A 25,476-nucleotide genomic window follows, 5' to 3' on the forward strand; every position below is an offset into this window, starting at 1 on the left:
GGCGCCCGACGTGGCAGGATTCATGCATCCCTCTCGCGAAGGGGCGGGGGAGAGTCGTGATGAGGAGCGGATGTGGCAGGCAACCTGACCCGTGACGAAGCCCGGGAGCGGGCCCGACTGCTGAAGGTGGACTCCTACGCGGTCGAGCTCGATCTGACCGAAGGCGACGAGCGGTTCGAGAGCATCACTACGGTCCGATTCTCCTGCGCCGAGCCCGGGGCGAGCACGTTCATCGACCTGGCCGAGGCCAAGGTCCGCAAGGCCGTCCTGAACGGCGCGGAGATCGACGTGACCGCCTACGACCCGGAGAAGGGCCGACTGCCCCTTTCCGGCCTCTGGGCGAGCAACGAGCTCCAGATCGACGCCGACTGCACCTACATGCGCACCGGCGAGGGCCTCCACCGGTTCGTCGACCCCGTGGACCAGAAGGTCTACCTCCACTCGCAGTTCGAGACGGCCGACGCCCACCGCATGTACGCCTGCTTCGACCAGCCCGACCTCAAGGCGGCCTTCGAGCTCACGACGCTCGTGCCCGCCGACTGGGAGGTCGTCTCCAACGCCGCCCCCGACTCCGTGGAGGAGCTGGAGGAGCACCGCGGCCGCCACGGCACGCTCCAGACCGCCAAGCGCTGGCACTTCCCGCCCACGCCGGTCATGTCGACCTACATCACGGCCCTGATCGCCGGGCCGTACGCCGTGGTGCGCGACGAGCACGACGGCATCCCCCTCGGCGTCTTCTGCCGGGCCTCGCTGGCCGAGCACCTCGACGCCGGCAACGTCATCGAGGTCACCAAGCAGGGCTTCGACTTCTTCCACAGGGTCTTCGGCATCCGCTACCCCTTCGGCAAGTACGACCAGCTGTTCGTGCCGGAGTTCAACGCGGGCGCGATGGAGAACGCCGGGGCGGTCACCCTCCTGGAGGACTACATCTTCCGCTCGCGCGTCACCGACGCCGTCGTGGAGCGCCGCGCCGAGACGATCCTGCACGAGATGGCCCACATGTGGTTCGGCGACCTGGTCACCATGCGCTGGTGGGACGACCTGTGGCTGAACGAGTCGTTCGCGACCTACATGTCGGTGCTGTGCCAGGCCGAGGCCACCCGCTGGGGCCAGACGGCGTGGACCACCTTCGCCAACGTCGAGAAGTCCTGGGCCTACCGGCAGGACCAGCTTCCCTCCACGCACCCGATCGCCGCCGACATCCCCGACATGCAGGCCGTCGAGGTCAACTTCGACGGCATCACCTACGCCAAGGGCGCCTCGGTGCTCAAGCAGCTCGTGGCCTACGTCGGGCTCGACAACTTCCTGGCCGGCGTCCGCGACTACTTCGGCGAGCACGCCTGGGGCAACACCGAGCTGAAGGACCTTCTGACGGCCCTGGAGCGCACCTCGGGCCGCGACCTGTCGTCCTGGTCGAAGGAGTGGCTGGAGACCGCCTGGGTCAACACGCTGCGCCCGTCCTTCACCGTGGATCCCGAGGGCAGGTTCCTGAACTTCGAGGTCCTGCAGGAGGCCCCGGCCGACTATCCGACCCTGCGGTCCCACCGCGTCGCCATCGGGCTCTACTCCCGGGCCGACGGCGCCCTGGTCCGCGTGAAGCGCGTCGAGCTCGACGTCGTCGGCGCCCGCACCGCGGTCCAGGAGCTGGTCGGCGAGGTCCAGCCCGACCTGATCCTGATCAACGACGACGACCTCACCTACGCCAAGATCCGGCTCGACGAGCGCTCCCTGCGCACCCTGGTCGACGGCGGCATCGCGGGCTTCACCGAGTCGCTGCCGCGCGCCCTGTGCTGGTCGGCCGCGTGGGACATGACGCGCGACGCCGAGATGGCGACGCGCGACTACGTCCGGCTGGTCACCTCGGGCATCCACTCGGTCACCGACATGACGGTGCTGCAGACGGTGATACGCCAGGCGCGTCTCGCCGCGCAGCAGTACGCCGACCCGGCCTGGCGCGACACCGGCCTCGCCGAGCTGTCGGCGGCCCTGCGCGGCCTGATCGGCTCGGCCGCGCCCGGCTCCGACCACCAGCTGGCGTACGTCAACGCATTCACCGCGGGCGCCACCGCCCCCGGCGACCTGGCGTTCGTCAAGGCCATCCTCGACGGCACCTCCGTTCCCGAGGGCCTGACCGTGGACGCCGACCTGCGCTGGACGCTGATCCACGCGCTGGTGTCGGGCGGGGTGTTCACCGCCGGCGACATCGCCGAGGAGCTCCGGCGCGACCCGACGGCCACCGGCGAGCGGTCGGCGGCCCTGTGCCAGGCGGCGATCCCCACCGCCGAGGGCAAGGCCGAGGCGTGGGCCGCGATCACCGGAGGCGCCCTGAGCGGCGCGGTCCTGCGCTCGACCGTCGTCGGGTTCATGGATCCCAACCATGCCGACCTGCTGCGGCCGTACGGCGAGCGCTTCTTCGAGGAGGTCGGCCGCATCTGGAAGGGCTGGACCTCCGACAGCGCCCAGCGCTTCGCGACCGGGTGCTACCCCGCGCTGCTGATCGACGCGGGCACGGTGGCCAAGACGCAGGACTACATCTCCTCCTCCGAGCCTCCGCACGCGCTGCGCCGGCTCCTGCTGGAGGGCGCCGACGGCATCAGCCGGGCCCTGCGAGCCCGGGCCAAGGACGCCTCGGCCGCCTGAGGCCCGCCCGCCACATCCGCAGGCCGGCCCGAGCCCCACGTGGCCGGGCCCGGCCTGCCCGCCCGAGGAACACCCTCCTTGAGGCCCGGCCCGCCCGATGTCCAAGTCCGGTTGGACGTCGGGCGGGCCGGTCGGCTTCAACGGCGCTGTAAGCGCGTTGCAAGCGCCGCGCGGTGATATTGGGGCCAGAGCCCGGCAGCACCCGTTTACAGCAGGCCACCTCGGGTCTACTGTGCGCGCTGTCACCGTACGTCAAGGAGGCCCCCCTTGATCACCCTCGTCGTCGTCGGCGTTCTCGCCCTCGTCCTGATCCTCGTCACCGTCACGACCTACAACGGGCTGGTTCGCAGGCGCGGGGCGGTGGACAACGCCTGGGCGCAGATCGACGTGCAGCTCAAGCGGCGCCACGACCTGATCCCGAACCTCGTCGAGACCGTGAAGGGGTACGCCTCCCACGAGCGCCAGACCCTCGAAGCGGTCGTCGCCGCCCGGCAGCAGGCCGTGGCCGCCCGGGGCCCGCACGACCAAGCGGCCGCGGAGAACATGCTCTCGGGCGCCCTGAAGAACCTGTTCGCCCTGTCTGAGGCCTACCCCGACCTGAAGGCCAACCAGAACTTCGCCGCGCTGCAGGAGGAGCTCGCGACCAGCGAGAACCGCATCGCCTACTCCCGGCAGTACTACAACGACGCCGTGCTGGCGTACAACAACGGCATCCAGACGGTCCCGGCGAACATCGTGGCGGGCATGACCGGCTTCCAGCAGCGCGAGTACTTCCAGGCGCCGGGCGAGGAGCGCGGCCCGGTCCAGGTCCGGTTCTGACGCCGCCCCGCGATGATCTACGTACTCGTCGCCGTGGCCGCCCTCGGCCTCTGGCTGCTCCTGCTGGCCACGCTGGCCTTCTCCACGCGCAACCCCGGCATCGACCCGGGACCGCCCACCAGCGAGCTGCGCGACGAGTCACCCGCGCTGGTGGACCTGATCACCGGCAACTGGCGCCTGTGCGACGAGGCGACCTCCGCCACCCTGCTCGACCTGGCCGCGAAGGGCGCGGTCCAGATCGAGGAGATCGGTCCCGAGCTGTCCCTCGTACGGCTGCGTGAGCCCCGCACGGCGCTCACGGCGTACGAGAAGCTGGTGCACGACCACGTGCGGTCCCTCGCCACCGACGGGGTCGTGGCCACCGGCGCCCTGGCCGAGGGCGCGAGGAACCTCGGCCGGTGGTGGAAGAGCTTCCGCAGGAAGGTGATCGCGGAGGCGCGCGAGAAGGGCCTGTCGCGGGCCCGCTGGAGCACCGCCCAGGCGGCTCTGCTGACCGTGGCCGCGGTGGTGCCGGCCGTCGCCCTCGGCGTCGCCGTCGCCGCGACGGCGGACAACGGCCACAAGGACGGGGGCTTCGGCGCGGCCATCGTCGGCTTCGCCCTGCTGACCTCGCTGATGGGGAAGCTGAACGGCGAGCGCGGCACCGCCGAGGGAGCCAGGGTGGCGGGCTACTGGATGGGGGTGCGCGCGCATCTGGCAGCCAACCAGGGGTTCGCCGAGCAGCCGGCCGCGGCCGTCACCATCTGGGGGCGGCACCTGGCCTACGCGGCGGCCCTCGGCCTGGCGAGGCGCGCGGTGACCAGCCTGCCGATCAGCGTCCCCGCCGACGACAAGCGGGCCTGGTCCGACTACGGCGGCATGTGGCACGTCGTCAACGTCCGCTACCCGCGGCGCATCATGTGGGGCCGTCCGCCCTGGCCCACGATCGGGCGCGGCCTGGTCGCCGGGCTCGCGACCGGGTTCTGGCTCTGGTTGCTCGGCATCGTCGCCCAGGCGCTTCTGGACTGGCCGCACGGGCTGGTCACGCCGGTGGCCTACCTGGGCGCCGCCGCCGCGGCCGGCGTGCCGATCGCCTTCGCCGTGGCGGACCTGACCGGCAGGACCGAGATGGAGGGCCAGATCGTGCGGCTGCGCGCGATTCAGGTCGGCTCCAACGGCAACGACCAGCCCAAGTACGCCTACTGGGTGGCGCTGGACGACGGGCATCTGCGTGACGTCAAGGCCTTCTGCGTCGAGGAGGGCAAGTGGAACCGGCTGGCCGAAGGCGACCGGGTGCGGGCGCGCGTCTTCCGGAGGATCGGCTGGGTCCACGAGATCGAGGTCCTGGACCGCTCGCGGCACCGTGACGCGGCGTCGTACGACGACACCGGCGAGCTGCTCCTCAACGCTCCGGAGAACCTCGGCGAGGTGCCGGTCCTCGCCCGCCCGGGCCAGACCCCCGCCGAGGGCGTGGACGGCCGCACGGCCGCTCTGATCACCCCGGGCGACCTGCGGCGGGCGCTCGGCATCACGACCGGCCCCGCCGGGCCGTACCCGGAGCGGCTGCCCACGCCCGCGTGGCTGGCCGTGCGGTCGTGCCGCTACGAGACGACCGGCGGGACGCCGGTCACCGTGGACGTGCATGCCGCGTCCGGGGCGCGGGGCGGCTACCTGATGGTTCTCGGGCACCTGCTGACCCGCGTCGAGGGGCGCCAGGTCTCCGGGGTGGGCACCGGCGCCATGCTGTACCCGGGGGTGGTCGCGGCGCGGACGAGCGAGGGCACCTTCGCGATCCACGTGCACTCCCCCGCCGGCCCGCCGCCCGAGGACGCCCTGGTCGACCTGGCGCTCACCGCGGCGGCACGCATGGAGGGGAGATCACCGGTCGCGTGAGAGGGTTACCAGGTGAAATCGCCCCTCGATCTTCTCACCGAGCTCGCCCGGCGGCACGCCTTCGGTGACCTTGGAGCCCTGGCTCCCAAGGTCCTACCGGACGCCGTGCTGATCCCGGCGCTCTGCGAGTTCGGCCAGCGGCTGCTCACGCTCGACGCGGAGGACTTCGCCACCGAGGTCGACGCGAAAACCGTCCCCAGCGCCCTGAGACGCCGCGCGCGCGACTGCCACATGCCCCAGTCGCCCCGAGAGCAGCCGCGTGGCGCCCTGGCCTCCCTCAGGCCCGCCTACGGGCTGCTGCTGGAGGTGATCCGGGTGCGCTGGGAGCGGCGCGAGCTCAGCTCGGTGATGGCGGCCCTGCACATCGCCGGCGAGTACCTTCCGCTGCTGGCCTTCGAGCCGGTGCTCGGGCACTCCGGCGACCCGGCGCGCTGGCCCGAGGGGCTGCGCGCCGAGGGCAGCAGGTTCGGGGTGATCGGCGACCGGGAGTGCGACCACACCAAGCCCGAGAAGTCCGCCGCCGAGCGCACGCTGCGGGTGGCCCACGAGCCGCCCGAGGGCTGGCGGACGTACTTCGACCGCCAGCACAGCCAGCTGGCGGGGGCGATGGCGACCTGCGTCGCCAAGTGCCGCAGGCCGTGCACGGCCATGGACTGGATCGCCGCCGAGGCCCGCGAGAGCCTCGCCCTGCGCTGCAAGGTCGCGCTCGCGTACGCCGACACCCCGCTGGTACGGCTGCGCCACGCCGCGCCGGTGGGTCATGGGTTCGGCGTGCCCTCGCCCGAGGAGGTGCTCGACGCCTGGGCGCGGAGCCGGGCGCACCTGGACAAGAACGGCGTGGGCCACCGCGCCACCCGCGACGACGGCTTCCCCCTGCCGGGCCTGCCCAGCCTGTTCTCGGCGATCGCGGGCACGGTGATCGAGCCCTCGACGCTCCTGTCGGACGTCGCCGCGCAGCTGGTCGCGCTGATCGAGGGCCCGGCGGCGCGCGGCGCCGCGTCGTGACGGCGGGTCACCAGAGGGCGGGCCGCCGATCTCCCCAGAACCCGCCGACCGCCGCCTCGACCTGCGCGGAGACCGAGATGAGCGTGGCCTCGTCGCCGAACCGGCCGGCGAGCATGACGCCGATCGGAAGGCCCCCGTCGGTCCAGTGCAGGGGGAGGTTGACGGCGGGCTGGCCGCTGACGTTGTAGATCGCGGCGAACGGCGCGAACCGCTCCATGCGGTGGAAGGTCTCCTCGGGGTCCTCGACGTCCTCGAACCAGCCGACGGGCACCGGCGGCTGGGTGACGGTGGGGGTGAGGATCGCGTCGTACTCGTTCATGACCAGGAACCCGAAGCGCGTCGCCGTCTGCAGCGTGGCCTGGGCCTGGAGGAACTCCGGAGCCGTGGTCGCGAAGCCCCGAGCACGCAGCCATCTGGTGAGGGGGCGCAGCCTGGGCTCCAGCGAGGGGTCGACCGGGTGCATGCACGCGAAGCAGAACCACAGCTTCTCGAACTCGGTCACGATGGACGGGTCGAACGGCGGCGGCATGTCGACGACCTCGTGACCGAGCGACTCCAGCAGCGCCGAGGCCTTCTCGTAGGCGGCCATGACGTCCGGATGCACCTCGGACCCCGGCACCACGGGCGTGGCGTTCCTGCCGATCTTGAGCCGGCCGGGCTCGCGGGTGACCGCCTCGGTGAAGCCGACCGGGGACGGCGGCGCGATGTACAGGTCACCGGGCTGGTTGTGGGCCATGACCGAAAGCAGCGCGGCGGCGTCGGCCACCGTGCGGGCGATGGGGCCGTTGGTCGACAGGCCCGCCAGGTCGGGGACGATCGGCGCGAAGGAGATGCGCCCACGGGTCGGCTTGATGCCGTACAGGCCGCAGACCGAGGCCGGGATGCGGATGGAGCCCGCCCCGTCGCTGCCGTGCGCGGCGGGGGCCAGCCCGGCCGCGACCGCCGCGGCGGCTCCCCCGCTCGACCCCCCGGCCGACCGGGTGAGGTCCCAGGGGGTGCGTGAGGGGGGCGACACGTGCGTCTCGGTGTAGCAGGGGAGGCCGAACTCGGGGGTCGCGGTCTTGCCGATCATGATCGTGCCGGCGTCGCGCAGCCGCTCGACCACGCTGTCGTCGACCGGCGCGACGAAGCCCTCGTAGGTGGCGGAGCCGAAGTGGATCGGCACGTCCTTGACGAGGTTGAGGTCCTTGATCGGGATGGGCACGCCGAGCAGCGGCGGAAGATCGGCGCCCTCCAGGGCGAGTGCCTCGGCCCTTCGCGCCTCGTCGAGCGCGCGGTCGGCGGTCAGCGTGACGAACGCCCCCACCTCGGGATCGAGCCGCTCGATGCGCTCCAGATAGTGCTTGGTGATCTCTACCGGAGACAGCTCCAGGGATCGCACGGCCTCGGCCTGCTCCAGGGCTGTAAGATCATGTATGTGCGCCACGCTTCCGCACAGTAGGGCCTTTGAGCACCGGTTATCTAGAGAGAAAAGAGTTAGATACCCGGCTTTTCGCCTTACAATGCGGGAAGAGACGGCCACAAAAATGTGAACTAGCCAACACTAGGCATGCCCTTGGGCGTCAACTACCGTGAGTTACGTGGATTCCGGTCTAGAACCTGATGACGGTCACAATACGTCACCCATATGGGTGAGTGAGCGTCCCTCGGAGCCGAAATCTCGGCCCCCAGCTCCTGAGGCAACGTACGCGCCGATCGAGCGCGCTTCGCTGCTCGGGCTGCTCCAGCAGCCCAGATACCGGCATCTCCGGGTGCGCGCCCTGATCGCCGCCGGTGCGGCCCTGGTCGTCGGCATCCCGCTGTGGAGCTGGCGGCTCGGCCTGGTCGCGGCGATCATCGCCGCGATCGCCGACACCGTCTACCGCGCCCGTACGGCCTCGACGGTCGCGCCCTGGCGCCGCGCCTCGGCCGCCGAGCGGCGCACCGAGGCCCAGCTGAGGAAGCTCGAAAGAAACGGCTACCTCACGCTGCACGCGCGCGCCATCCCCGACAGCGACGCCCAGATCGACCACCTGGTCGTCGGCCCGACCGGGGTGTACGCCGTCGACTCCGAGAAGTGGGACAAGCGGCTCCCGGTGCGCGTGCAGTCGCACCGCAAGCTCTTCCACGGGCCGTTCAACCAGAAGCCGCGCCTCGACGAGGCCCGCTGGGAGGCGTCCCAGGCGAGCGAGCTGATCACCGGGGAGCTCGGCCGCGAGGTCACCGTGGTGCCGTCCCTCGCCATCTACGGCCCGGCGATCCCGTGGAAGATCCTCAACATCCGCGAGGTCGACGTCTTCGACGGCAGCCGCGTGCGCAAGTGGATCACCAACCGGGAGCGCTCGCTGACCAGCGACGAGATCGAGGAGATCTACGCCGCCGCGGAGCAGGTCCTCCCGGCGCGCTACCCCGAGAGCTGACCGCCGAGAAGGTCCTTCGGGGTTCCCGTCACCGTTCACCACTGCCCCCGGGAATCCCGAAGGATCCAGCACCCGCCGCCCTGGCCGGGCCCCCGCCTGTCCACGCTGTGGACCGCGGGTCTCGCCAGGCGGGCGGTGGCCGTACCATTTGAAGACTCAGCGTCGTCGGATGGGAGAACGGTCATGCCGGCCCTCAGATCTCGTACGGTCACTCATGGCAGGAACATGGTCGGGGCTCGTGCCCTCCTCCGCGCCACGGGGGTAGCCGGTGAGGACTTCGGCAAGCCGATCATCGCGGTGGCCAACAGCTTCACCCAGTTCGTCCCCGGCCACGTCCACCTTCGCGAGGTGGCGGAGGTGGTGGCGAGCGGCGTCCGCGAGGCGGGGGCCATCCCGCGCGAGTTCAACACCATCGCCGTCGACGACGGCATCGCCATGGGCCACGGCGGCATGCTCTACTCGCTGCCCTCCCGCGAGCTGATCGCCGACGCGGTCGAGTACATGGTCAACGCCCACTGCGCCGACGCGCTGATCTGCGTCTCCAACTGCGACAAGATCACGCCCGGCATGCTGCTCGCCGCGTTCCGGCTCAACATCCCCACCCTCTTCGTCTCCGGCGGCCCCATGGAGGCCGGCAAGACGACGTCGGGCCGCAAGCTCGACCTGATCGACCCGATGGTCGCCGCGGCGGACGACAGCGTCTCCGACGCCGAGCTGCTCGAGATGGAGGAGGCCGCCTGCCCCACCTGCGGCTCCTGCAGCGGCATGTTCACCGCCAACTCGATGAACTGCCTCGCCGAGGCGATCGGCCTCGGGCTCCCGGGCAACGGCACCACGCTCGCCACCCACAAGGCCCGCAAGGCGCTGTTCGAGAAGGCCGGGCGCCAGATCGTCGAGATCACCAGGCGCTACTACGAGCAGGACGACGAGTCGGTGCTGCCGCGCAGCATCGCCACCCGCGACGCCTTCGAGAACGCCATGGCGCTCGACGTGGCCATGGGCGGCTCGACGAACACCATCCTCCACCTGCTGGCGGCGGCCCGCGAGGCCGGCGTCGACTTCGGGCTGAAGGAGATCAACGAGGTCTCCCTGCGCGTGCCGTGCCTGTGCAAGGTGGCGCCCGCCACGGCGAAGTACCACGTGGAGGACGTCCACCGCGCGGGTGGCATCCCGGCGATCCTCGGCGAGCTCGACCGGGCGGGGCTGCTCAACCGCGACACCCACAGCGTGCACGCGGCCTCGCTCACCGAGTTCATCAACGCGTGGGACCCCAAGTCCCCCGGCGTGACCGAGGAGGCCCTGGAGCTCTGGCACGCCGCGCCCGGCAACATGCGCACGGTCAAGGCCTACTCCCAGAACGCCCAGTGGGAGTCGCTCGACCTCGACCGCGCCGAGGGCTGCGTCCGCGACATGGAGCACGCCTACACCCGTGACGGCGGCCTGGCCGTGCTCTACGGCAACATCGCGCCCGAGGGCTGCATCGTCAAGACCGCGGGCGTCGACGAGTCGGTGTGGAGGTTCAGCGGTCCGGCCGTGGTGTTCGAGTCGCAGGAGGAGGCCGTCGAGGGCATCCTCGGCAACAAGGTCTCGGCCGGCGACGTCGTGGTCATCCGCTACGAGGGCCCCAAGGGCGGCCCCGGCATGCAGGAGATGCTCTACCCCACAAGCTTCCTCAAGGGCAAGGGCCTCGGCAAGGCCTGCGCGCTGGTCACCGACGGCCGGTTCTCCGGCGGCACCTCCGGTCTCTCGATCGGGCACGCCTCCCCCGAGGCGGCCGAGGGCGGCGTCATCGCCCTGGTCGAGAACGGCGACCTGATCGAGATCGACATCCCCGGCCGCGGCATCGAGCTCAAGGTCGCGGAGGCCGACCTGGCGGCCCGCCGCGAGCGGCTGCTGGCCGACCTCGGCCGCTACCGCCCGCGCGACCGCGACCGGCCGGTCAGCGCCGCCCTGCAGGCCTACGCCGCGCTGACGACCTCGGCCTCCACCGGCGCCTCGCGCGACCTGTCCCAGCTCTCTCGCTGATCATCGTTCCCTGGGGGGTACGGCTCCGCGTGAGCCGTACCCCTCACTCCTGGGCCCGCGGCGGCTGTTACGGGGGGGCAGGAGGCCGTCACCCGTAGGTAAAGAACAGTCGCCTCGCGGATGACCCTTCCAAGATCTGGTGTTCGAAAAATGTCGGTGGCGGCGGGTAGTCTTCTTGTATGGCCAACGTCACCACTCCGCTCCTGACGACCGCCGAAATCGCCGCTCTCGCCCTGTCTCTGGCCCATTTGGGGGAGGGCCCGCAGGCCGTCACCGCTCGCAGGGGCCTGCGCAACGTGTTCGAAAACCTCGACTTCGGCGACGACGTCGTCGCCGCGACCCTCGACACCCTGACCACTCCGCTGCCGCCCGACGTGGCGAGGCGTGCCCGCACGATCGCGGGCGCCGTGACCAGCAGGCAGGTGGTGCGGCTTCATTACCGCGACGCCGGCGGCCGGGTCACGTCCCGTGACGTCGAGCCGGTCACCTGCCTCGTCCACCGCGATCACTGGTATCTGGTGGGGTGGTGCCGCACCAAGGTCGGCATCCGCGCGTTCCGCTTCGACCGCATCGTGGCGGTCGAGCCCACGCTGGTGCCCGCCCGTGCGCACCGCGCCGAGCGTTACCTCCCCTTCCAGCGAAGGAAGGCCCCGGACCGCCACCTCAGCCGCACTCCCGCCCACGTGACCGACCGCCGCACCGCCTGACCACGGCGGGTGGGGCCGGGCGGTGGCGGGTGGGCGTCAGCCGCAGCAGCCGCCACCGCAGCAACCCCCGCCGCCACCACCGCTGGGGCGTGGGGCCGAGGCGCCGCCCGTGACGGCGACCGTGGACAGGAGCTTCACGGTGTCCTCGTGCCCCTCCGGGCAGGGGGCGGCCTCGCTGGAGGCCGCCATGGGCCGGGAGAGCTCGAACGTCGATCCGCAGGCACGGCAGCGATAGTCATAACGAGGCATGCCATCAAGGGTACGGCGTGCCGGCCCCCTCAGGTCTAGGGCCGGTCAAAGCCGAGTCACAGCGCGAGCCACCGCCACTCCCCCCGGTGCGGCCCAGGATCGGGCGGCGCCGGCGGGGGGCGGTGTCAGGCGGCTGTTTCCTCCAGGTAGGGGGCCCATTGGGGGTCGCCGTCGAACTGCGCGCCGATGAGCCGCCAGTGGACGCCGTGCGGCACCACCGGAGTGACACGGAGCGACCAGCCGAGCTCGTCCAGCAGCCGATCGGCCTTGCGATGGTTGCAGGGCATGCAGGAGGCGACGCAGTTCTCCCAGGTGTGCAGCCCGCCTCGCGAGCGGGGCAGCACGTGGTCGATGGTCTCGGCGCGCTGGCCGCAGTAGGCGCAGCGGTAGTCGTCCCTGCGCATGAGCGCGGCCCTGGTGAGCGGGATGCGCGAGCGGTAAGGAATGCGGACGTAGCGCCGGAGCCGGATGACCGACGGCACGTCCACCGTGCGCGTAGCCGAGCGCAGCACCGCTCCCCGGCCGTCGCGATGCACGACGTCGGCCTTCTCCCTGATCACCAGCACCACGGCGCGATGCAGGTTGAGAGTGGTGAGCGGTTCGAAAGTGGCGTTGAGCAACAGGACCTGGCGCATCAGCGGGCCTTTCCCGCCGTGCAGGTCGTAGCAGGCATGCAGGTCATAGAAGGGGATGCGCCGCGGCACACCCCGGTTTGCGGCCCGTCGTCTTGGGCTCCAGATGCTTCCGTCACGTGGACCTCCGCCGGACGGCCCAGCGGATGGGTTCCACGGCACCGCCCTTCAGCAAGTGTGGCCTTTCGGACGACTCTCCCGCCACCCCAATTAACGGTCGTGTCTTCCAGACCCCGCCTTCCGGTTTATGTCCGGTTCACCCCGCTTAGCAAACCTATTAGGCAAAGATCACTCTCGAAGCGAGATGATCTGCCGCTTCCGCCACAAGCGAAGGGCTGGCCAAAACGATGTCTCACGACTGGTAACGGGGGTGCCATAAGCTCGCCTACATGACGCGAGAGCCGTACCCGAACGCACGCCGCGACGACGTGGTGGACGACTACCACGGCACGCCGGTGCCCGACCCGTACCGCTGGCTTGAGGACGCAGAGCAGCCCGCGGTGAAGGAATGGCTCGACGCGCAGGGCGAGCTGTTCACCAAGGCGATGACCGCGTCCCCCATCCGCGAGGGCTTCCGCGACCGCATCGCCGAGCTGGTGCGATCGGGCACGGTCGGCGCCCCGGCGTGGCGTGGAGACCGGCGCTTCTTCATGCGCCGCACCCCCGACGAGGAGCACGCCGTGCTCTACACCGTCGGCCCCGACGAGACCGAGCACGTGCTCCTCGACCCCATGGCGATGGACTCCTCCGGGCTGACGACCGTCGACTCGTGGCAGCCCGACAAGGAAGGCCGCCTGCTCGCCTACCAGATCTCGGTGGGCGGAGACGAGGAGTCCCAGCTCCACGTCATCGACGTCGTGAGCGGCGAGCGGCTCGACGGGCCGATCGACCGGTGCCGTTACTCCCCCATCGCGTGGCTGCCCGGCGGCGAGGCGTTCTACTACGTGCGCAGGCTTTCGGCGAGCGAGGTGCCCGAGGGCGAGGAGCAGTTCCACCGCCGCGTCTACCTGCACCGCGTCGGCACGCCCACCGAGCAGGACGTCATGATCTTCGGCGAGGGCCTGGAGAAGACCAACTACTACGGCGTCTCGGTCTCCAGGGACGGCCGGTGGCTCACGATCTCCGCCTCGCGTGGCACGGCTCCGCGCAACGACCTGTGGATGGCCGATCTTTCCGCCTCCTCCCTCGACGCGCCCGAGCTGGTCACCGTCCAGCAGGATGTCGACGCGCAGAGCGGGCTCCTTTTCGGCCGCGACGGGCTGCTCTACATCTTCACCGACCGCGACGCCCCGCGCGCCCGCGTCTGCGTCACCTCCCCCGACCGTCCCGAGTACGACAGCTGGCGCGACCTCATCCCCGAGGACCCCGAGGCGGTGCTGTCCGACTTCGCGATCCTCGACGACCTCGACCGCCCGGTCATGCTCGTCGGCTGGACCCGCCACGCCATCAGCGAGATCTCCGTCCACGACCTGGTCAGCGGAGAGAAGATCGGCGAGGTGCCGACCCCCGGGCTCGGCACGATCGGCGGCATCACCGAGCGCCCCGAGGGCGGCCACGAGGCCTGGTTCGGCTACACCGACAACACCACCCCGGCGAGCATCCAGCGCTACGACGCCCGCACCGGCGAGACCACGCTCTGGGCGGCCTCGCCCGGCGCCGTCGAGGTCCCCGAGGTGAGCACCGAGCAGGTGGTCTACCGCTCCACCGACGGCACCGAGGTCCACATGATCGTGGTCTCCAGGCCGGGCGACGGCCCCCGGCCGACGATCCTGTACGGCTACGGCGGCTTCGGGGTGTCGATGACCCCGGGGTTCTCCGCCTCGATCCTGTCGTGGGTGGAGGCCGGCGGGGTCTACGCGGTCGCGCAGCTGCGCGGCGGCGGCGAGCAGGGCGAGGAGTGGCACCGCGCGGGCATGCTCGGCGACAAGCAGAACGTCTTCGACGACCTGCACGCCGCGGCCGAGCACCTGATCGCCACCGGCGTCACCACGCCCGGGCAGCTCGCGATCTCCGGAGGGTCCAACGGCGGGCTGCTGGTGGGGGCCGCCCTCACCCAGCGGCCCGAGCTGTACGCGGCGGTGGCCTGCTCGGCACCGCTCCTCGACATGATCCGGTACGAGAAGTTCGGCCTCGGCGCCACCTGGAACGTCGAGTACGGCTCGGCGGACGTCCCGGAGGAGTTCGCCTGGCTGCGGGGTTACTCCCCGTACCACCACGTGCGCGAGGGCGTCGACTACCCCGCGACGCTGTTCATGGTCTTCGGCTCCGACACCCGGGTGCATCCCCTGCACGCCTGGAAGATGTGCGCCGCGCTCCAGCACGCCCAGGCATCCGACGACCGGCCCATCCTGCTGCGCAACGAGAGCGAGGTGGGCCACGGGGCCCGGGCGGTCAGCCGCTCGGTCGAGCTCATGGCCGACCAGCTCGCCTTCCTCGCCCAGCACACCGGCCTCGCCCGCTGAGGCGGCGGACCCAAATGGCCTGCCCTGCGAGCTAGCGGGGGAAGACGACCGTCTTGTGGCCGTCGAGCAGCACGCGCTGCTCGGCGTGCCACCGCACGGCCCGCGCCAGCGCCAGGCGCTCCACGTCGCGGCCCATGGCGGCCAGGTCGTCGGCGGAGTGGGTGTGGTTGACCCTGGCCACCTCCTGCTCGATGATCGGGCCCTCGTCGAGGTCGGCCGTCACATAATGGGCGGTCGCGCCGATCAGCTTCACGCCCCGTGAGTGCGCCTGGTGGTAGGGCTTGGCGCCCTTGAAGGACGGCAGGAACGAGTGGTGGATGTTGATCACCTTGCCGGACAGCTTGGCGCACAGGTCCTCCGAGAGCACCTGCATGTAGCGGGCCAGCACCACGAGATCGGCGCGATAGTGCTCCACCAGCGTGAGGACCTCCGCCTCCTGGCGGGGCTTGGTCTCCGGGGTCACCGGCAGGTGGTGGTAGTCGATGCCGTACGACTGGGTGAGAGGCCGCAGGTCGGGATGGTTGGAGACGACGGCGACGATGTCGATCTCCAGCAGCCCCGAGCGCATGCGGTAGAGCAGATCGTTGAGGCAGTGGCCGAGCTTGCTGACCATCACGAGCACCCTCGGCCTGACGGCGAGGTCGTGCAGCCGGAACTCCATGGCGAACTCCGGGGCGAGGGCGGTGAACGCCCCGCGCAGCTCGTCCTCGGGGAGGGCGGCGGTGAACTGCACGCGCATGAAGAAGCGCCCGGCGACCGGATCGCCGAACTGCTGGCTCTCGGTGATGTTGCAGCCCCGCACGGCCAGCAGGCCGGAGACGGCCGCGACCACGCCGGGCCTGTCCGGGCAGGACAAGGTCAGCACGTATTCGGAGCTCACCGACTACTCACCCCTTCACTCGCGTTGAGGCAGGTTACCGCTCCACGGCAGCCTCGCGACCCCACCTTCCACAGGTTGGACCCGGGCCGCTTCGCGGGCGTCCGGCCTGACGGCTTGATGAACGGGCGGGTGTGACCCCATGGGAAGGCATTACGGTCGGCCGACGGTACGAAGACGCAATGCATTTGCCCCTGTTGCCCCCTGTTGACCTGCCGCTTCATAGCCTCTATGACGTGAAATGGGTTGACAGCAGAGGATTTGAGGTCGAGGCGCTCGTCCTCGGCAACCAACCCTGGCTGCGGGTGCGCAGAGGGTACGAGTACGTGGCCTACTACACGGATGTCACCGAGCTCTCGCGGCATCTGGACCTCGCCGACCTTGTGGTCACCGACTGAGGATCGACTGGACACGGAAATCCCGGCGGTGCTCCGGCCGGACGTACGGGGACGGGAAGTACAGTGGCGCCCGGACGAGCGGAGAGGAGCCGGCGGGTGCTCAAGTGGGACACATTGTCACCGGAGGAGAAGCGGGCGGCGGTCGCGCTCGCCGCGATGCTCCCCGGGTACGTCAACGCCGTGTTCGTGGCCGAGCACCTGGCGGAGGCGATCGCCTGGCAGCGTGGCGAGCTCACCGACGAGCAGTTGATGGAGCTGACGGGCTGGGCGTTCAACGCGACACCCGAGCAGTACGCCGACATGGCGCTCAGGTCGGCCGAGGAGGCGGGCGTCGACCCCGTGGAGTGGCTGGACGCGATGAAGGGCGCCTACGAGGAGCAGCGTGCCATCGCCGCCGAGCTGCAGGAGCAGAGCATGCACCAGACCACCCGCCGGCCCGACGAGTTCTGGCAGATCGTCAACGCCAACACCTGGCCCGAGGGCTTCGACGAGCCGGACACCGCCCTAGGGCCCGAACCCCCCGAGCCCCCGAAGAAGCCCGAAGAGCCCGAGACGTAGACCCGTGCCCGCGGGCTTGGCCCGGTGCGGCGGTCCGCCGGCCGCGCGGCCGTACGAGGAACTCCGTGACGATGATCAGTGACAGGCCCGCCGCCCGGGTGGTCTGCGTGGACGGCGAGGGCCGCGTCCTGCTCATGCGCTGGCGCGACCTGGTCAGCGGCGTGGTCTTCTGGGAGCCGCCGGGCGGCGGTGTCGACCCCGGCGAGACCCCGCTTGCGGCCGCGCGCCGTGAGCTGTACGAGGAGACCGGCCTGCCCGGCGACGCGGTGTCCGACATATGGGTCCCCGTCGAGCGGGACTACCACTGGCTCGGCGTCCACTATGTGAAGGTCGAGCCGTTCTACCTCGCGCGCTTCGCCGGGACCCCCGAGATCCTCCCCGCCACGCTCACCGACGAGGAGCGCGACACCTTTCTCGGTCACGCGTGGTTCACCCCGGCCGAGCTGGCGGCCCTTGCCGACCCGGTGGAGCCGCCCGCGATGGCCGAGGTGATCGCCCTCCTCGCCCAGGCGTGAGTCAGGTCGCCTCGTGGAGGGCCTTGACGATGTCCGGGTCCTCGGGGTCGAGGGCATGGGCGCGGTGGAGGTCGTCCATGGCTTCGGCGACCCTGCCCAGGGCCGTGAGCGCGGTCGCCCGGTTGAAGTAGAGGGCCGCGTCCTCCCCCAGCCCTATGGCGTGCGTGAGGTCCGCGACGGCTCCCTGGAGGTCGCCGGTCTCGTACCGGAGGCTCGCCCGGCTGGCCCAGGCGGGCACCAGGCTGGGCGCCCCGGACAGCGCCACGTCGAACGCCGCCCTCGCCTCCTCGTAGCGTCCCGCGGAGGTCTCCAGCTGGCCGAGCACGCACGACAGGTGGGGATTTCCGGGGGCGAGGACCAGCCCCGCGTCCACGTCGGCCCGCGCCTGCTCGTCGAGGCCGAACTGCGCGAGCAGGCCGGCCCGGTTGATGTAGGCGTCCAGATAGCCCGGATCGAGCTCGATCACATGGTCGAGGTCGGCCTTGGCCGCTTCGAGGTCCCCCATGGCGAGCAGGAGCTGGGCGCGGTTGTAGTACCCCTCGGGAAGCGGGGGGCTCAGCCGCAGCGCCCGCTCGTAGTCGGCGAGCGCCGCCTCCGGCCGTCCCATCTGGAACAGCAGGTTGCCCCGGTCCAGGTGGTAGTCGGGATAGGCCGGGTCGATCGCGATCGCGGCGTTCAGGTCGGCCAGCGCCTCCTGGGGATTTCCCAGCACGCCGAGGAGCTGCGCGCGGTTCGCCCGCAGGACCATGCGGTGGATCAGGTGCCGTCCCGGTGGAAGGTCGGCGTCCGCGAGCTCGATCGCCGACTCCACCAGGGCGAGCGCCCGGTCGGCGTGGCCGCCGCGCATCTCGATGAGGGCCTTGCCGTTGAGGTCGAAGCCCAGCTTGAACGCGCGGACGGAGCGGTCGGGCAACAGGGTGGAGATGGCGATCGCCTCGTTGATCCAGCCCTGGGCCCGGCCGAGGTCGCGCTTGGCGGGGTCGGGGTGGCGCGCGTCCAGCATGGCCGTCCCGTACGCCGAGGCCGAGTGCACCTCCGCGTCCAGGCTGGTGCGGCGGGCCCGCTCGTACAGCTCCCGGGCCTCTTCCCTGCGGCCCAGCCCCGCCAGCGCCGTCGCCGTGCCCTGGATGAGGTTCCACCATCGCTCCGCGTCCGGCGCGACCAGGCGCAGGCCGCGCAGGCCGAAGTCGGCCGCCGCCTCCAGGAACCCCTCGCGCATGCAGTGGTCGAGCGCGGTCCAGAGCGCCTCGACCCCGGCGCCCGACGGGTCGCTCCCGTGCTCCCTGTGGTACGGAATGGCGCCGAAGGACCAGTGCGGCAGCCCTGTGGCGGCCAGCTCGCCGGCTCGCCGGTCGTGCATCCGGGCCCGCTCGGCGGACGGCAGCGCGAGGTACGCGTCGAGCGCGCGGGGATCGTCGAGGGTGCCGTCGGAGGCGACATAACGGACCGCGAGGTTTTCCGGCTCCCCCAAAGTTGATAATTCGGCCTTTATGATCTGACCATCAAAGGAATCATGTGGGGCTTTACTGGATAGTGCCACAATTGTCAAACACTGTGGGTCGAAACGGCGTACAAGCGTGGCAAGAAGTTCGCGATCCGTCTCGTCGGCCTCGTCGGCGTTGCCGACGACGATTGCCCTGGGCGCCACCCCGCAGTCGCGGATGAATTCGGTGATTCCGTTGGCGATCCGCAGGGTGCGGCGGGGCGCGGGCACCAGGATCCGCTCGTCCTCGGAAAGGCGCTCGTCGAGGGGTTCGCGGCGGGCGGGCAACCGATCGCGAAGATCGGGTGCCGCCGCTCTGATCTCGATGTCGTGCTCCGCGACCACGTCAGGGGAGCGCTCCAACGCCTCGGGAACCAGAGCGCTGAGAACGGCTCCACCAAAGGTGTACGGCCCCCGCAGACGACGGTGCGCGTCGAAGACGGGAGCCGGCCAGGAGGGAAGGCCCAGCCCGGCGAGAACGTTCAGGCGGTCCTCCGAACATCCCCCGTAGACCCAGAGGTGGTCAGGGCGGACGATCACCCCTTGTGGATCGCACTGGCGGTACCCGTCAGGTGTACCATGCCAGGCTTGCGGACGGTGATCTTCTTCATCGCTTTGCCTCCTCGGGTCTTCAGCTACAAAGACCTAATTATTCGGACAAATCGATAATCCGCAAGCATTGAACGTTGATTGCGTCACATATTGGCTCTAACGGAGGAGTTGCGACGACGGTTGGTCAACCAGCTGCTTCTCCCCGTAAACAACGACAAGCCCCCCTCTGTCCTCCCTGCGAAGTTCGCGCCAGCCGTACTTGCGATAGAGCTCCAGAGCGGCACCCTGCGCCAGGGTGGTGTCACCCCGGAGCCTGAGATAGCCGAGCTTGACCGCGGCCGCCTCCAGGGCGTCGATGATCAGGGTGCCGAACCCGCGCCGCTGGAAGTCCGGATGGACCCTCAGCCGGCACATCTCCGCCGTCTCGTCGTCGATGCGCCGTAAACCCCCCATGGCCACGATGCCGGAGCCGTCCACCTCGCCGACCAGGAACTCCCCCCGGTCGGCGAGGTAGATCTGGTTGATGCGCGGGATGTCGTCCTCGTAGTAGACCCCGTCACCATCGGTGATACCGACCTGCGCGAGGCATGTGCGGTGCAGCTCCCAGACGGCTTCCCGATCCGACCAGCGATACCGCCTGAGCAGGAGCGTCATGCATCGACCTCCGGCGCCGAAGCGACGGGGGCCGGAGCGGCCAGTAATTCCGTCAGCTCCTGGAGACCGGGAAGATCACCGCATTTGGACTTGATCGCCTTGCCGAGGGCGTCGGCGCGGCGCGTGATGATGTCCGTGCGGAAGTCCCCCCCGACCTGCCGCACCGCCGCGAGGCCCATGCGCAGCGCCTCCTCGCCGTCGCCCTCCAGCAGCCTGCACTGCGCCTGGTCGAACCGGATGAGCGTCTGGTCGAGCAGGTCGCCCTCGTACTTCTCCAGCGCCTGTTCGAGGATCAGGTCGGCCTCTATGGTCTGGCCGAGCCGGGTGAGCGCGTCGCCCTGGTGGAAGTAGAGCTGGCGCTCGGTGTAGCCGAAGACCGTGTCCTCCTGCTGGGCGGGGGTCATCTGGGCGAACGCGGCCCGCGCCCGTGACAGCGCCCGCTTGGCCTGGTCGACGACGTCCTTCTTGCCTCCGGAGTTCGCGAGCATGGACAGCGCGCGGGCCTCCACGACCGGGGCCATGGCCTTGGCCGCGCACGGCGTCTGCCCGGCCATGTCGCGGCTCTTCTTGGCGAGGTTGAGCGCCTCGCGGGGGTCGCCGTAGAACAGGGGCACGAGGGCCTCGCGGGCCGTGACCCAGGCGCGCAGCGCGCGGTCGCCGGTCTCGTCGGCGGCCGAGCGCGACGTGCGGAAGAACGAGCGGGCCATCCGCTGGTCCCCGAGATCGATCATGATGATGCCGGCCAGGCCGGACAGGCGGGCCGCGAGCGCGCAGAGGCGCTCCTGAAGATCTATCGGCTGGTGGCGCTCCATCGCCTGACGGACCGTGCTGAACTCCAGGAGCACGTCGCACAGTTGCCGCAGCGGCGGCGTGTTCATGTACTGCCGGCCGAAAGAGGCCGCGGCCTCTTCCCAGTGATCGAGCATGGCGGGGGAAACGGTGGTCGACACCAGGGTCTCGTCCATGCGCCTGCGGATGCTGTCGGCGGCACCCAGCACCGACTCGTTCATCAGCACGGTGTTGCCCGCGATTAGCTGCAGCAGCGTCCTACGTAACACGTTCTCGTCCTCCTCCTCACCCCCGTCCACAGAGGGGTCGCTGGGCTGCTTGATCCACAGCTCGCGCGATTCGGGGGGACTGTCGGATTTGACCTCTTGGAGGCCGCCCCGCACGACGCCCGGCATCCTGTGGCCGTGACCACAGATGCACGGGCCGTCGTATCCGATGGCGGCCGGTTCGACCCGGTAGACGGAACACAGGTAGTGGAGGTACTCGGGGCCGGGGCGCTTCAGCCCGCTCTCGTAGGCGCTCAAAAGCGTTTCCCCGATGCCGGGCGCCGGTTTGCCGTCCCGTTCGAACAAGGCGCGCACCTGTTCGATGACGTCAGCAAGAGCGATGCCATGGGCGAGACGGTGAGATTTGATTCGAGTTGTCCCGAAATGGGGAGTGCACTCTTCAAAAATCTCTTCGGCGATTCGGGGAGTACTTCGCCCGACCGCCAGGCCACGCGCCCGGGTTCGCCGAGCTAACTCCGTTTCCTTGTGCTGTCTGCCGGACATACCGGCCCCTCTCTCGTGGCCAGCGGCTCGTCCTGGTCATGTATCCGACCGGTCCCACCTGCGCCGACGCGGCTCGCGCTCGCGCTAGGCTGCGTCTATTGAGAATGATGGACCAGTTAAGACGAGACGTGAATGGACTATTGGAGCTGCTGGCATAGAATCGTCCCCCGCCGGGGGCGTTCTTTCAACCCACTTGAAATATCCGCGCACCCGAGCCGCCCCTAACGTTCGTTGACCGCGTCGGCCGGGTGAGTCAGATTTGGCCAACCACCACCGATTCACCGGCACCATCGCCGCCGAATCGGACTAGAGGAAGGCTCGAAGTGGACGACGGCTTCCAACACCTGGAACGACTGGTCGACGAGCTCGACGCTCGGGGGCTGCTCGCCCGGGTGGTGCACACACAGTCCGGACGGGTGTTCGTCCGCGTGATCAACCCGAACGCCACCAGTCTCGCCGAGAACGTCACGTGCCGGCCGCAAGCGACCCCCGCCTACTACTGGTGGTCGTGGGGTGAGCGCATGCACCAGGTCGACGACCCGGCGGGAGCGGCGACCAAGGTCGCCCGAGTGCTGGCCGCGGTGAGCGAGTAAGGCACGCGGCGGACACGGTGCAGCGCAGTCACCGTGTCCGCCCGTGTCCACCGCGGCTCTCCGGAGCCGGCGGGGTGACCGGTGCGGAGCGCTCAGGCCTCGTGGAGACACGACCGCCCGGGCGCTGGGCACCCCGCCGGCTCCGCACATGAACAGCCACCTGGCCCGGACCTCGTCCGGGCCAGGTGGTGATCGGGGACATCCCCGATCGGAAACGGTGCGGGACACGCTTCCGGGTGCGTGTCCCGTCCCGGGCCGTTCGTCACCGGGGTGTCCGGGTCCGCCCTCCGCGGCCCCGGGCCCGGGCACTCCCGTCTTCCCCGGCGTAACGTGACGACGGCCGGGCCGGTCGGCGGACTCAGTTAGGTCAAGTACCGTTCCGTCTAGGTCAAGTACCGATAATTGTGTCCGCCGACCGACCCGATCCGAAGGGGATCACCGAGTGTTCCTGTCCGTCCTTGATCCCATGCCTACTCCCACGCCGGAGCCCACCGGTCTGTCCGACATCGCCGACCAGGCCGCGAGCGTCGTGATGGCCACGTGCACCGGGCCCAACGGCAAGGACGACGTGCTGTGCGTGGCGCTGTCGAACATGCTCCCCGCGGGCTGGGCGTCGCCGGTGGCCTGGGTGATCAGCCTGGTCCTCATCGTGGTCGCCGCGCTCATCGTGCGCGCGATCCTGCACCGGCTGATAGGCCGGGTGATCCGGCGGGCCGCCGACGGGGTGATGCCCGAGCGCCTGCGCGTCAAGACCGTCACGATCTTCGACGGCACCTCGGCCGTGCTCAGCGAGCGCCGCCGCCAGCGCGCCGAGACGCTCGGCTCGGTGCTCAGCAGCCTGATCTCCGTAGTGATCTTCGGTACGGCCGCGCTGATGATCCTCGGGCGCTTCGGCATGGACCTCGCCCCCGTGCTGACCAGCGTGGGCATCCTCGGCGTGGCGGTGGGCTTCGGCGCCCAGGAGCTGGTCAAGGACTTCATCGCCGGCATGTTCATGCTCATGGAGGACCAGTACGGCGTGGGCGACCTGATCGACACCGGGGCGGCCATCGGCACCGTCGAGGCCGTCACCCTGCGCATCACCCGCCTGCGGGACGCCGACGGCCGGGTCTGGTACGTCCGCAACGGCACCATCACCCGCATCGGCAACGAGTCCCAGGGCTGGTCCCGGGCGCTGGTCGACGTCCCCGTGGCCTACAACGCCGACATCTCCGGCATCCGCGACCTGCTCAAGAAGGTCGCCGAGGAACTGTGGGAAGACCCCGACTTCCGGGACGTCGCGATGGTCGAGGAGCCTCAGGTGTACGGCCTGGAGCAGATCTCGGACAAGGCGATGATCTTCAGGATCACCGTGAAGACCGTCCCCGCGCACCAGGCCGAGGTGGCCAGGGAGCTGCGCCTGCGGGTCAAGTCGGCGCTCGACCGGGCGGGCGTCGCGCTCGCCGGGGTCTGAGTAGGCTGGGAACGTGTCCGCTACTCCTCCGGAATCCCTGTCCTTCTACGACGCCGTGGGCGGCTCAGAGGCCTTCGAGCGCCTCGTGCACCGCTTCTACCAGGGCGTGGCGGAGGATCCCCTGCTACGCCCGCTCTACCCCGAGGAGGACCTCCACGGGGCCGAGGAACGGCTGCGCATGTTCCTCATCCAGTACTGGGGTGGCCCGAACACCTACGGCCAGCAGCGTGGTCACCCCCGGCTGCGCATGCGGCACGCGCCTTTCGTCATCGGCGAGGCCGAGCGCGACGCGTGGCTGAAGCACATGCGTGACGCCGTCGAGTCGCTGGAGCTCCCCGAGGAGCTGGAGACCAAGCTCTGGACCTATCTGCACTACGCGGCCCAGAGCCTCCTGAACGCATAAGTCCCCGGATCAGGGGGCAGCCAAGGATTTGTGAATAGCTCCCCATGGTGGCGTGACGCCGTCGTTTACGAGATCTACGTTCGCAGCTTCGCCGACGCCTCGGGAGACGGCGTCGGCGACCTCCAGGGGATCCGTTCCCGCCTGCCCTACCTAGCGGAGCTGGGCGTGGACGCGGTCTGGCTGACCCCCTTCCAACCCTCCCCCATGGCCGACGGCGGGTACGACGTCGCCGACTACCGCGGCGTCGAGCCGCTCTTCGGCACGCTCGCCGACTTCGACGCGCTGGTCGCGGACGCCCACTCCCACGGCCTGCGGCTGATCGTCGACATCGTGCCCAACCACAGCTCGTCGGCCCATCCGTGGTTCCGGGCAGCCGTCGACTCGCCGCCCGGCAGCCCCGAGCGCGACCGTTACATCTTCCGGGACGGCGAGGCACCGCCCAACAACTGGACCTCGGTGTTCAGCGGGCCGGCGTGGAGCCGCCTGCCCGACGGCCAGTGGTACCTCCACCTGTTCGCGCCCGAGCAGCCGGACTTCAACTGGCGCAACCCGGAGGTGCACCAGGAGTTCCTCGACGTCCTGCGGTTCTGGCTCGACCGGGGCGTCGACGGGTTCCGCATCGACGTCGCGATGGGCCTGTACAAGGACGCCGAGCTCGCCGACGTTCCCCCCTCGGGCGAGGGGTTCATGTCCCGATCCCCCATCTGGAGCCAGCCGGAGGTGCACGAGGTCTACCGCGAGTGGCGCAAGGTGCTCGACTCCTACCCCGGGGACCGCGCCGCCGTGGGAGAGGTGTGGACCGACACGCCGGAAGACCTCGCCCTCTACGTACGGCCCGACGAGCTGCACCAGAGCTTCAACTTCGCCTGGCTGGAGGCCCCGTGGTCCGCGACGGCCTTCCGTAAGATCATCGAGGACACGCTGGCCGCCGTCACGGCGCCGACGTGGGTGCTGTCCAACCATGACGTCGTGCGCCATGTCACCCGGTACGGCGAGGGCTCCCTGGATCCGGGGGCCGGGCTCGCACGCGGCTGTGCCGCCCTGCTGACCATGCTCGCCCTGCCCGGGTCGGCATATCTCTACCAGGGAGAGGAACTGGGCCTCCCCGAGGTGAAGGATCTTCCCCCGGAGGCACGGCAGGATCCGATCTTCAAGCGCTCCAAGGGCGAGCTGCCGGGGCGTGACGGGTGCCGCGTGCCGATCCCCTGGTCCGGCACCGCCGAGCCGTACGGGTTCTCCCCGGAGGGCACGCGTCCCTGGCTGCCCCAGCCGGCGGCGTGGGCCTCGCTGACCGCCGAGCACCAGGCCGGCGACCCCGGCTCAACGCTGTCGTTCTACCGCCGGGCGCTGGCACTGCGCCGGTCACTGCGGGCGTCCCTGCCCGGCTCGGTCACCTGGCTCGACTCTCCTGGCGACGCCCTGGGCTTCTCACGCGGCGAGCTGATCTGCGCGATCAACTGCGGCGAGGAGCCCGTACCGCTGCCGCCCCACGGCGGGGTCCTGATCTCCAGCGGGAAGCCGGACGAGACATCCCTGGCCCCGAACACGGCCGTCTGGCTTCGGGCCGTCTAGCGCCCCGGCCGGAAACGCAGAGGGCGGGCACGGTCGCCGTGCCCGCCCT

General features: G+C 70.4%; 22 protein-coding genes. 15 read left to right on the top strand and 7 right to left on the bottom strand.

All coding sequences use genetic code 11. The features are described 5' to 3' along the window. Nucleotides 1–72 precede the first annotated feature (72 nt). The 4 genes from pepN (at nucleotide 73) to ACOZ38_RS35850 (ending at nucleotide 6,336) form a co-directional block, all read left to right on the top strand. Nucleotides 73–2,640 carry an aminopeptidase N gene (gene pepN / locus ACOZ38_RS35835; protein ID WP_424535437.1) on the top strand — a complete coding sequence of 856 codons (2,568 nt, stop codon included), beginning with the start codon at nucleotides 73–75 and terminating at the stop codon, nucleotides 2,638–2,640. Nucleotides 2,641–2,907: 267 nt separating this feature from the next. Next, nucleotides 2,908–3,459, top strand: a complete 552-nt coding sequence (locus ACOZ38_RS35840) for a LemA family protein (RefSeq protein ID WP_424535438.1) — start codon at nucleotides 2,908–2,910, stop codon at nucleotides 3,457–3,459. Nucleotides 3,460–3,471: 12 nt separating this feature from the next. Beyond that, a complete protein-coding gene (locus ACOZ38_RS35845; protein WP_424535439.1) occupies nucleotides 3,472–5,331 on the top strand; it encodes a DUF2207 family protein in 1,860 nt (619 codons plus the stop codon). A 12-nt stretch (nucleotides 5,332–5,343) separates the two neighbouring features. Further along, on the top strand, nucleotides 5,344–6,336 hold the full coding sequence (locus tag ACOZ38_RS35850; RefSeq protein WP_424535440.1) for a hypothetical protein: 993 nt from the start codon (nucleotides 5,344–5,346) through the stop codon (nucleotides 6,334–6,336). Between the two features lie 7 nt (nucleotides 6,337–6,343). On the opposite strand, the gene ACOZ38_RS35855 is transcribed toward ACOZ38_RS35850, so the two are convergent. Continuing rightward, entirely contained in the window at nucleotides 6,344–7,762 is a 1,419-nt protein-coding gene (locus ACOZ38_RS35855; RefSeq protein ID WP_424535441.1) for an amidase, read from the bottom strand. 325 nt (nucleotides 7,763–8,087) lie between these two features. Here ACOZ38_RS35855 and ACOZ38_RS35860 point away from each other — a divergent pair, with 325 nt between their 5' ends. From ACOZ38_RS35860 to ACOZ38_RS35870, 3 genes are all read left to right on the top strand, one after another. After that, complete coding sequence (locus ACOZ38_RS35860; protein WP_424535442.1) at nucleotides 8,088–8,735, top strand: nuclease-related domain-containing protein; 648 nt, start codon at nucleotides 8,088–8,090, stop codon at nucleotides 8,733–8,735. Between the two features lie 183 nt (nucleotides 8,736–8,918). Beyond that, nucleotides 8,919–10,760, top strand: coding sequence for a dihydroxy-acid dehydratase (ilvD, locus tag ACOZ38_RS35865; RefSeq protein WP_424535443.1), 1,842 nt, complete (start codon nucleotides 8,919–8,921; stop codon nucleotides 10,758–10,760). 179 nt (nucleotides 10,761–10,939) lie between these two features. Continuing rightward, on the top strand, nucleotides 10,940–11,467 hold the full coding sequence (locus ACOZ38_RS35870) for a helix-turn-helix transcriptional regulator (RefSeq protein WP_405140575.1): 528 nt from the start codon (nucleotides 10,940–10,942) through the stop codon (nucleotides 11,465–11,467). A gap of 36 nt (nucleotides 11,468–11,503) precedes the next feature. Here the strand turns inward: ACOZ38_RS35870 and ACOZ38_RS35875 are convergent, their stop codons facing one another. Beyond that, nucleotides 11,504–11,716, bottom strand: a complete 213-nt coding sequence (locus ACOZ38_RS35875) for an FmdB family zinc ribbon protein (RefSeq protein ID WP_405140576.1) — start codon at nucleotides 11,714–11,716, stop codon at nucleotides 11,504–11,506. A gap of 125 nt (nucleotides 11,717–11,841) precedes the next feature. Beyond that, entirely contained in the window at nucleotides 11,842–12,351 is a 510-nt protein-coding gene (locus tag ACOZ38_RS35880; RefSeq protein ID WP_405152134.1) for an HNH endonuclease, read from the bottom strand. Nucleotides 12,352–12,737: 386 nt separating this feature from the next. Between ACOZ38_RS35880 and ACOZ38_RS35885 the strand changes: the two genes are divergently transcribed. Continuing rightward, nucleotides 12,738–14,810, top strand: coding sequence for a prolyl oligopeptidase family serine peptidase (locus ACOZ38_RS35885; RefSeq protein WP_424535444.1), 2,073 nt, complete (start codon nucleotides 12,738–12,740; stop codon nucleotides 14,808–14,810). Nucleotides 14,811–14,841: 31 nt separating this feature from the next. Here the strand turns inward: ACOZ38_RS35885 and purU are convergent, their stop codons facing one another. Beyond that, nucleotides 14,842–15,690: a formyltetrahydrofolate deformylase gene (purU, locus tag ACOZ38_RS35890; protein ID WP_424535445.1), complete on the bottom strand. Its 849-nt coding sequence runs from the start codon at nucleotides 15,688–15,690 to the stop codon at nucleotides 14,842–14,844. Nucleotides 15,691–15,923: 233 nt separating this feature from the next. Between purU and ACOZ38_RS35895 the strand changes: the two genes are divergently transcribed. The 3 genes from ACOZ38_RS35895 to ACOZ38_RS35905 all read left to right on the top strand — a co-directional run bounded on the left by ACOZ38_RS35895 (nucleotide 15,924) and on the right by ACOZ38_RS35905 (nucleotide 17,158). Next, nucleotides 15,924–16,085, top strand: coding sequence for a hypothetical protein (locus ACOZ38_RS35895; protein ID WP_424535446.1), 162 nt, complete (start codon nucleotides 15,924–15,926; stop codon nucleotides 16,083–16,085). A gap of 96 nt (nucleotides 16,086–16,181) precedes the next feature. Continuing rightward, entirely contained in the window at nucleotides 16,182–16,643 is a 462-nt protein-coding gene (locus ACOZ38_RS35900) for a hypothetical protein (RefSeq protein WP_424535447.1), read from the top strand. A 71-nt stretch (nucleotides 16,644–16,714) separates the two neighbouring features. Continuing rightward, nucleotides 16,715–17,158 carry an NUDIX hydrolase gene (locus ACOZ38_RS35905; protein ID WP_405152135.1) on the top strand — a complete coding sequence of 148 codons (444 nt, stop codon included), beginning with the start codon at nucleotides 16,715–16,717 and terminating at the stop codon, nucleotides 17,156–17,158. Between the two features lies 1 nt (nucleotide 17,159). Here ACOZ38_RS35905 and ACOZ38_RS35910 read toward each other — a convergent pair whose 3' ends face one another. The 3 genes from ACOZ38_RS35910 to ACOZ38_RS35920 all read right to left on the bottom strand — a co-directional run bounded on the left by ACOZ38_RS35910 (nucleotide 17,160) and on the right by ACOZ38_RS35920 (nucleotide 21,217). Continuing rightward, on the bottom strand, nucleotides 17,160–19,181 hold the full coding sequence (locus ACOZ38_RS35910) for a tetratricopeptide repeat protein (protein WP_424535448.1): 2,022 nt from the start codon (nucleotides 19,179–19,181) through the stop codon (nucleotides 17,160–17,162). 168 nt (nucleotides 19,182–19,349) lie between these two features. Then, nucleotides 19,350–19,847 (bottom strand): GNAT family N-acetyltransferase, encoded by a 498-nt coding sequence (locus ACOZ38_RS35915; protein WP_424535449.1) that lies wholly within the window; start codon nucleotides 19,845–19,847, stop codon nucleotides 19,350–19,352. Further along, nucleotides 19,844–21,217: an XRE family transcriptional regulator gene (locus ACOZ38_RS35920; RefSeq protein WP_424535450.1), complete on the bottom strand. Its 1,374-nt coding sequence runs from the start codon at nucleotides 21,215–21,217 to the stop codon at nucleotides 19,844–19,846. Before ACOZ38_RS35920 ends, ACOZ38_RS35915 begins: the two co-directional genes overlap by 4 nt. Before the next feature lie 512 nt (nucleotides 21,218–21,729). Here ACOZ38_RS35920 and ACOZ38_RS35925 point away from each other — a divergent pair. From ACOZ38_RS35925 to ACOZ38_RS35940, 4 genes are all read left to right on the top strand, one after another. Beyond that, complete coding sequence (locus tag ACOZ38_RS35925; RefSeq protein WP_405140584.1) at nucleotides 21,730–21,999, top strand: hypothetical protein; 270 nt, start codon at nucleotides 21,730–21,732, stop codon at nucleotides 21,997–21,999. A 466-nt stretch (nucleotides 22,000–22,465) separates the two neighbouring features. Then, a complete protein-coding gene (locus ACOZ38_RS35930) occupies nucleotides 22,466–23,452 on the top strand; it encodes a mechanosensitive ion channel family protein (protein ID WP_424535451.1) in 987 nt (328 codons plus the stop codon). Nucleotides 23,453–23,465: 13 nt separating this feature from the next. Beyond that, a complete protein-coding gene (locus ACOZ38_RS35935) occupies nucleotides 23,466–23,855 on the top strand; it encodes a globin (protein ID WP_405140586.1) in 390 nt (129 codons plus the stop codon). A 30-nt stretch (nucleotides 23,856–23,885) separates the two neighbouring features. Continuing rightward, nucleotides 23,886–25,427 (top strand): glycoside hydrolase family 13 protein, encoded by a 1,542-nt coding sequence (locus tag ACOZ38_RS35940; protein ID WP_424535452.1) that lies wholly within the window; start codon nucleotides 23,886–23,888, stop codon nucleotides 25,425–25,427. The last annotated feature ends 49 nt before the right edge of the window (nucleotides 25,428–25,476 follow it).

This window comes from Sphaerisporangium viridialbum (assembly GCF_049674955.1).
Taxonomy (GTDB): Bacteria; Actinomycetota; Actinomycetes; order Streptosporangiales; family Streptosporangiaceae; genus Sphaerisporangium; species Sphaerisporangium viridialbum.

What these genes read in the sequence shown, in the direction of transcription:
- ACOZ38_RS35845 (WP_424535439.1), top strand. Translation starts at nt 3,472, where the DNA reads ATGATCTACGTACTCGTCGCCGTGGCCGCCCTCGGCCTCTGGCTGCTC.
- ilvD (WP_424535443.1), top strand. Translation starts at nt 8,919, where the DNA reads ATGCCGGCCCTCAGATCTCGTACGGTCACTCATGGCAGGAACATGGTC.
- ACOZ38_RS35870 (WP_405140575.1), top strand. Translation starts at nt 10,940, where the DNA reads ATGGCCAACGTCACCACTCCGCTCCTGACGACCGCCGAAATCGCCGCT.
- ACOZ38_RS35875 (WP_405140576.1), bottom strand. Translation starts at nt 11,716, where the DNA reads ATGCCTCGTTATGACTATCGCTGCCGTGCCTGCGGATCGACGTTCGAG.
- ACOZ38_RS35880 (WP_405152134.1), bottom strand. Translation starts at nt 12,351, where the DNA reads ATGCGCCAGGTCCTGTTGCTCAACGCCACTTTCGAACCGCTCACCACT.
- ACOZ38_RS35885 (WP_424535444.1), top strand. Translation starts at nt 12,738, where the DNA reads ATGACGCGAGAGCCGTACCCGAACGCACGCCGCGACGACGTGGTGGAC.
- ACOZ38_RS35905 (WP_405152135.1), top strand. Translation starts at nt 16,715, where the DNA reads ATGATCAGTGACAGGCCCGCCGCCCGGGTGGTCTGCGTGGACGGCGAG.
- ACOZ38_RS35915 (WP_424535449.1), bottom strand. Translation starts at nt 19,847, where the DNA reads ATGACGCTCCTGCTCAGGCGGTATCGCTGGTCGGATCGGGAAGCCGTC.
- ACOZ38_RS35930 (WP_424535451.1), top strand. Translation starts at nt 22,466, where the DNA reads ATGCCTACTCCCACGCCGGAGCCCACCGGTCTGTCCGACATCGCCGAC.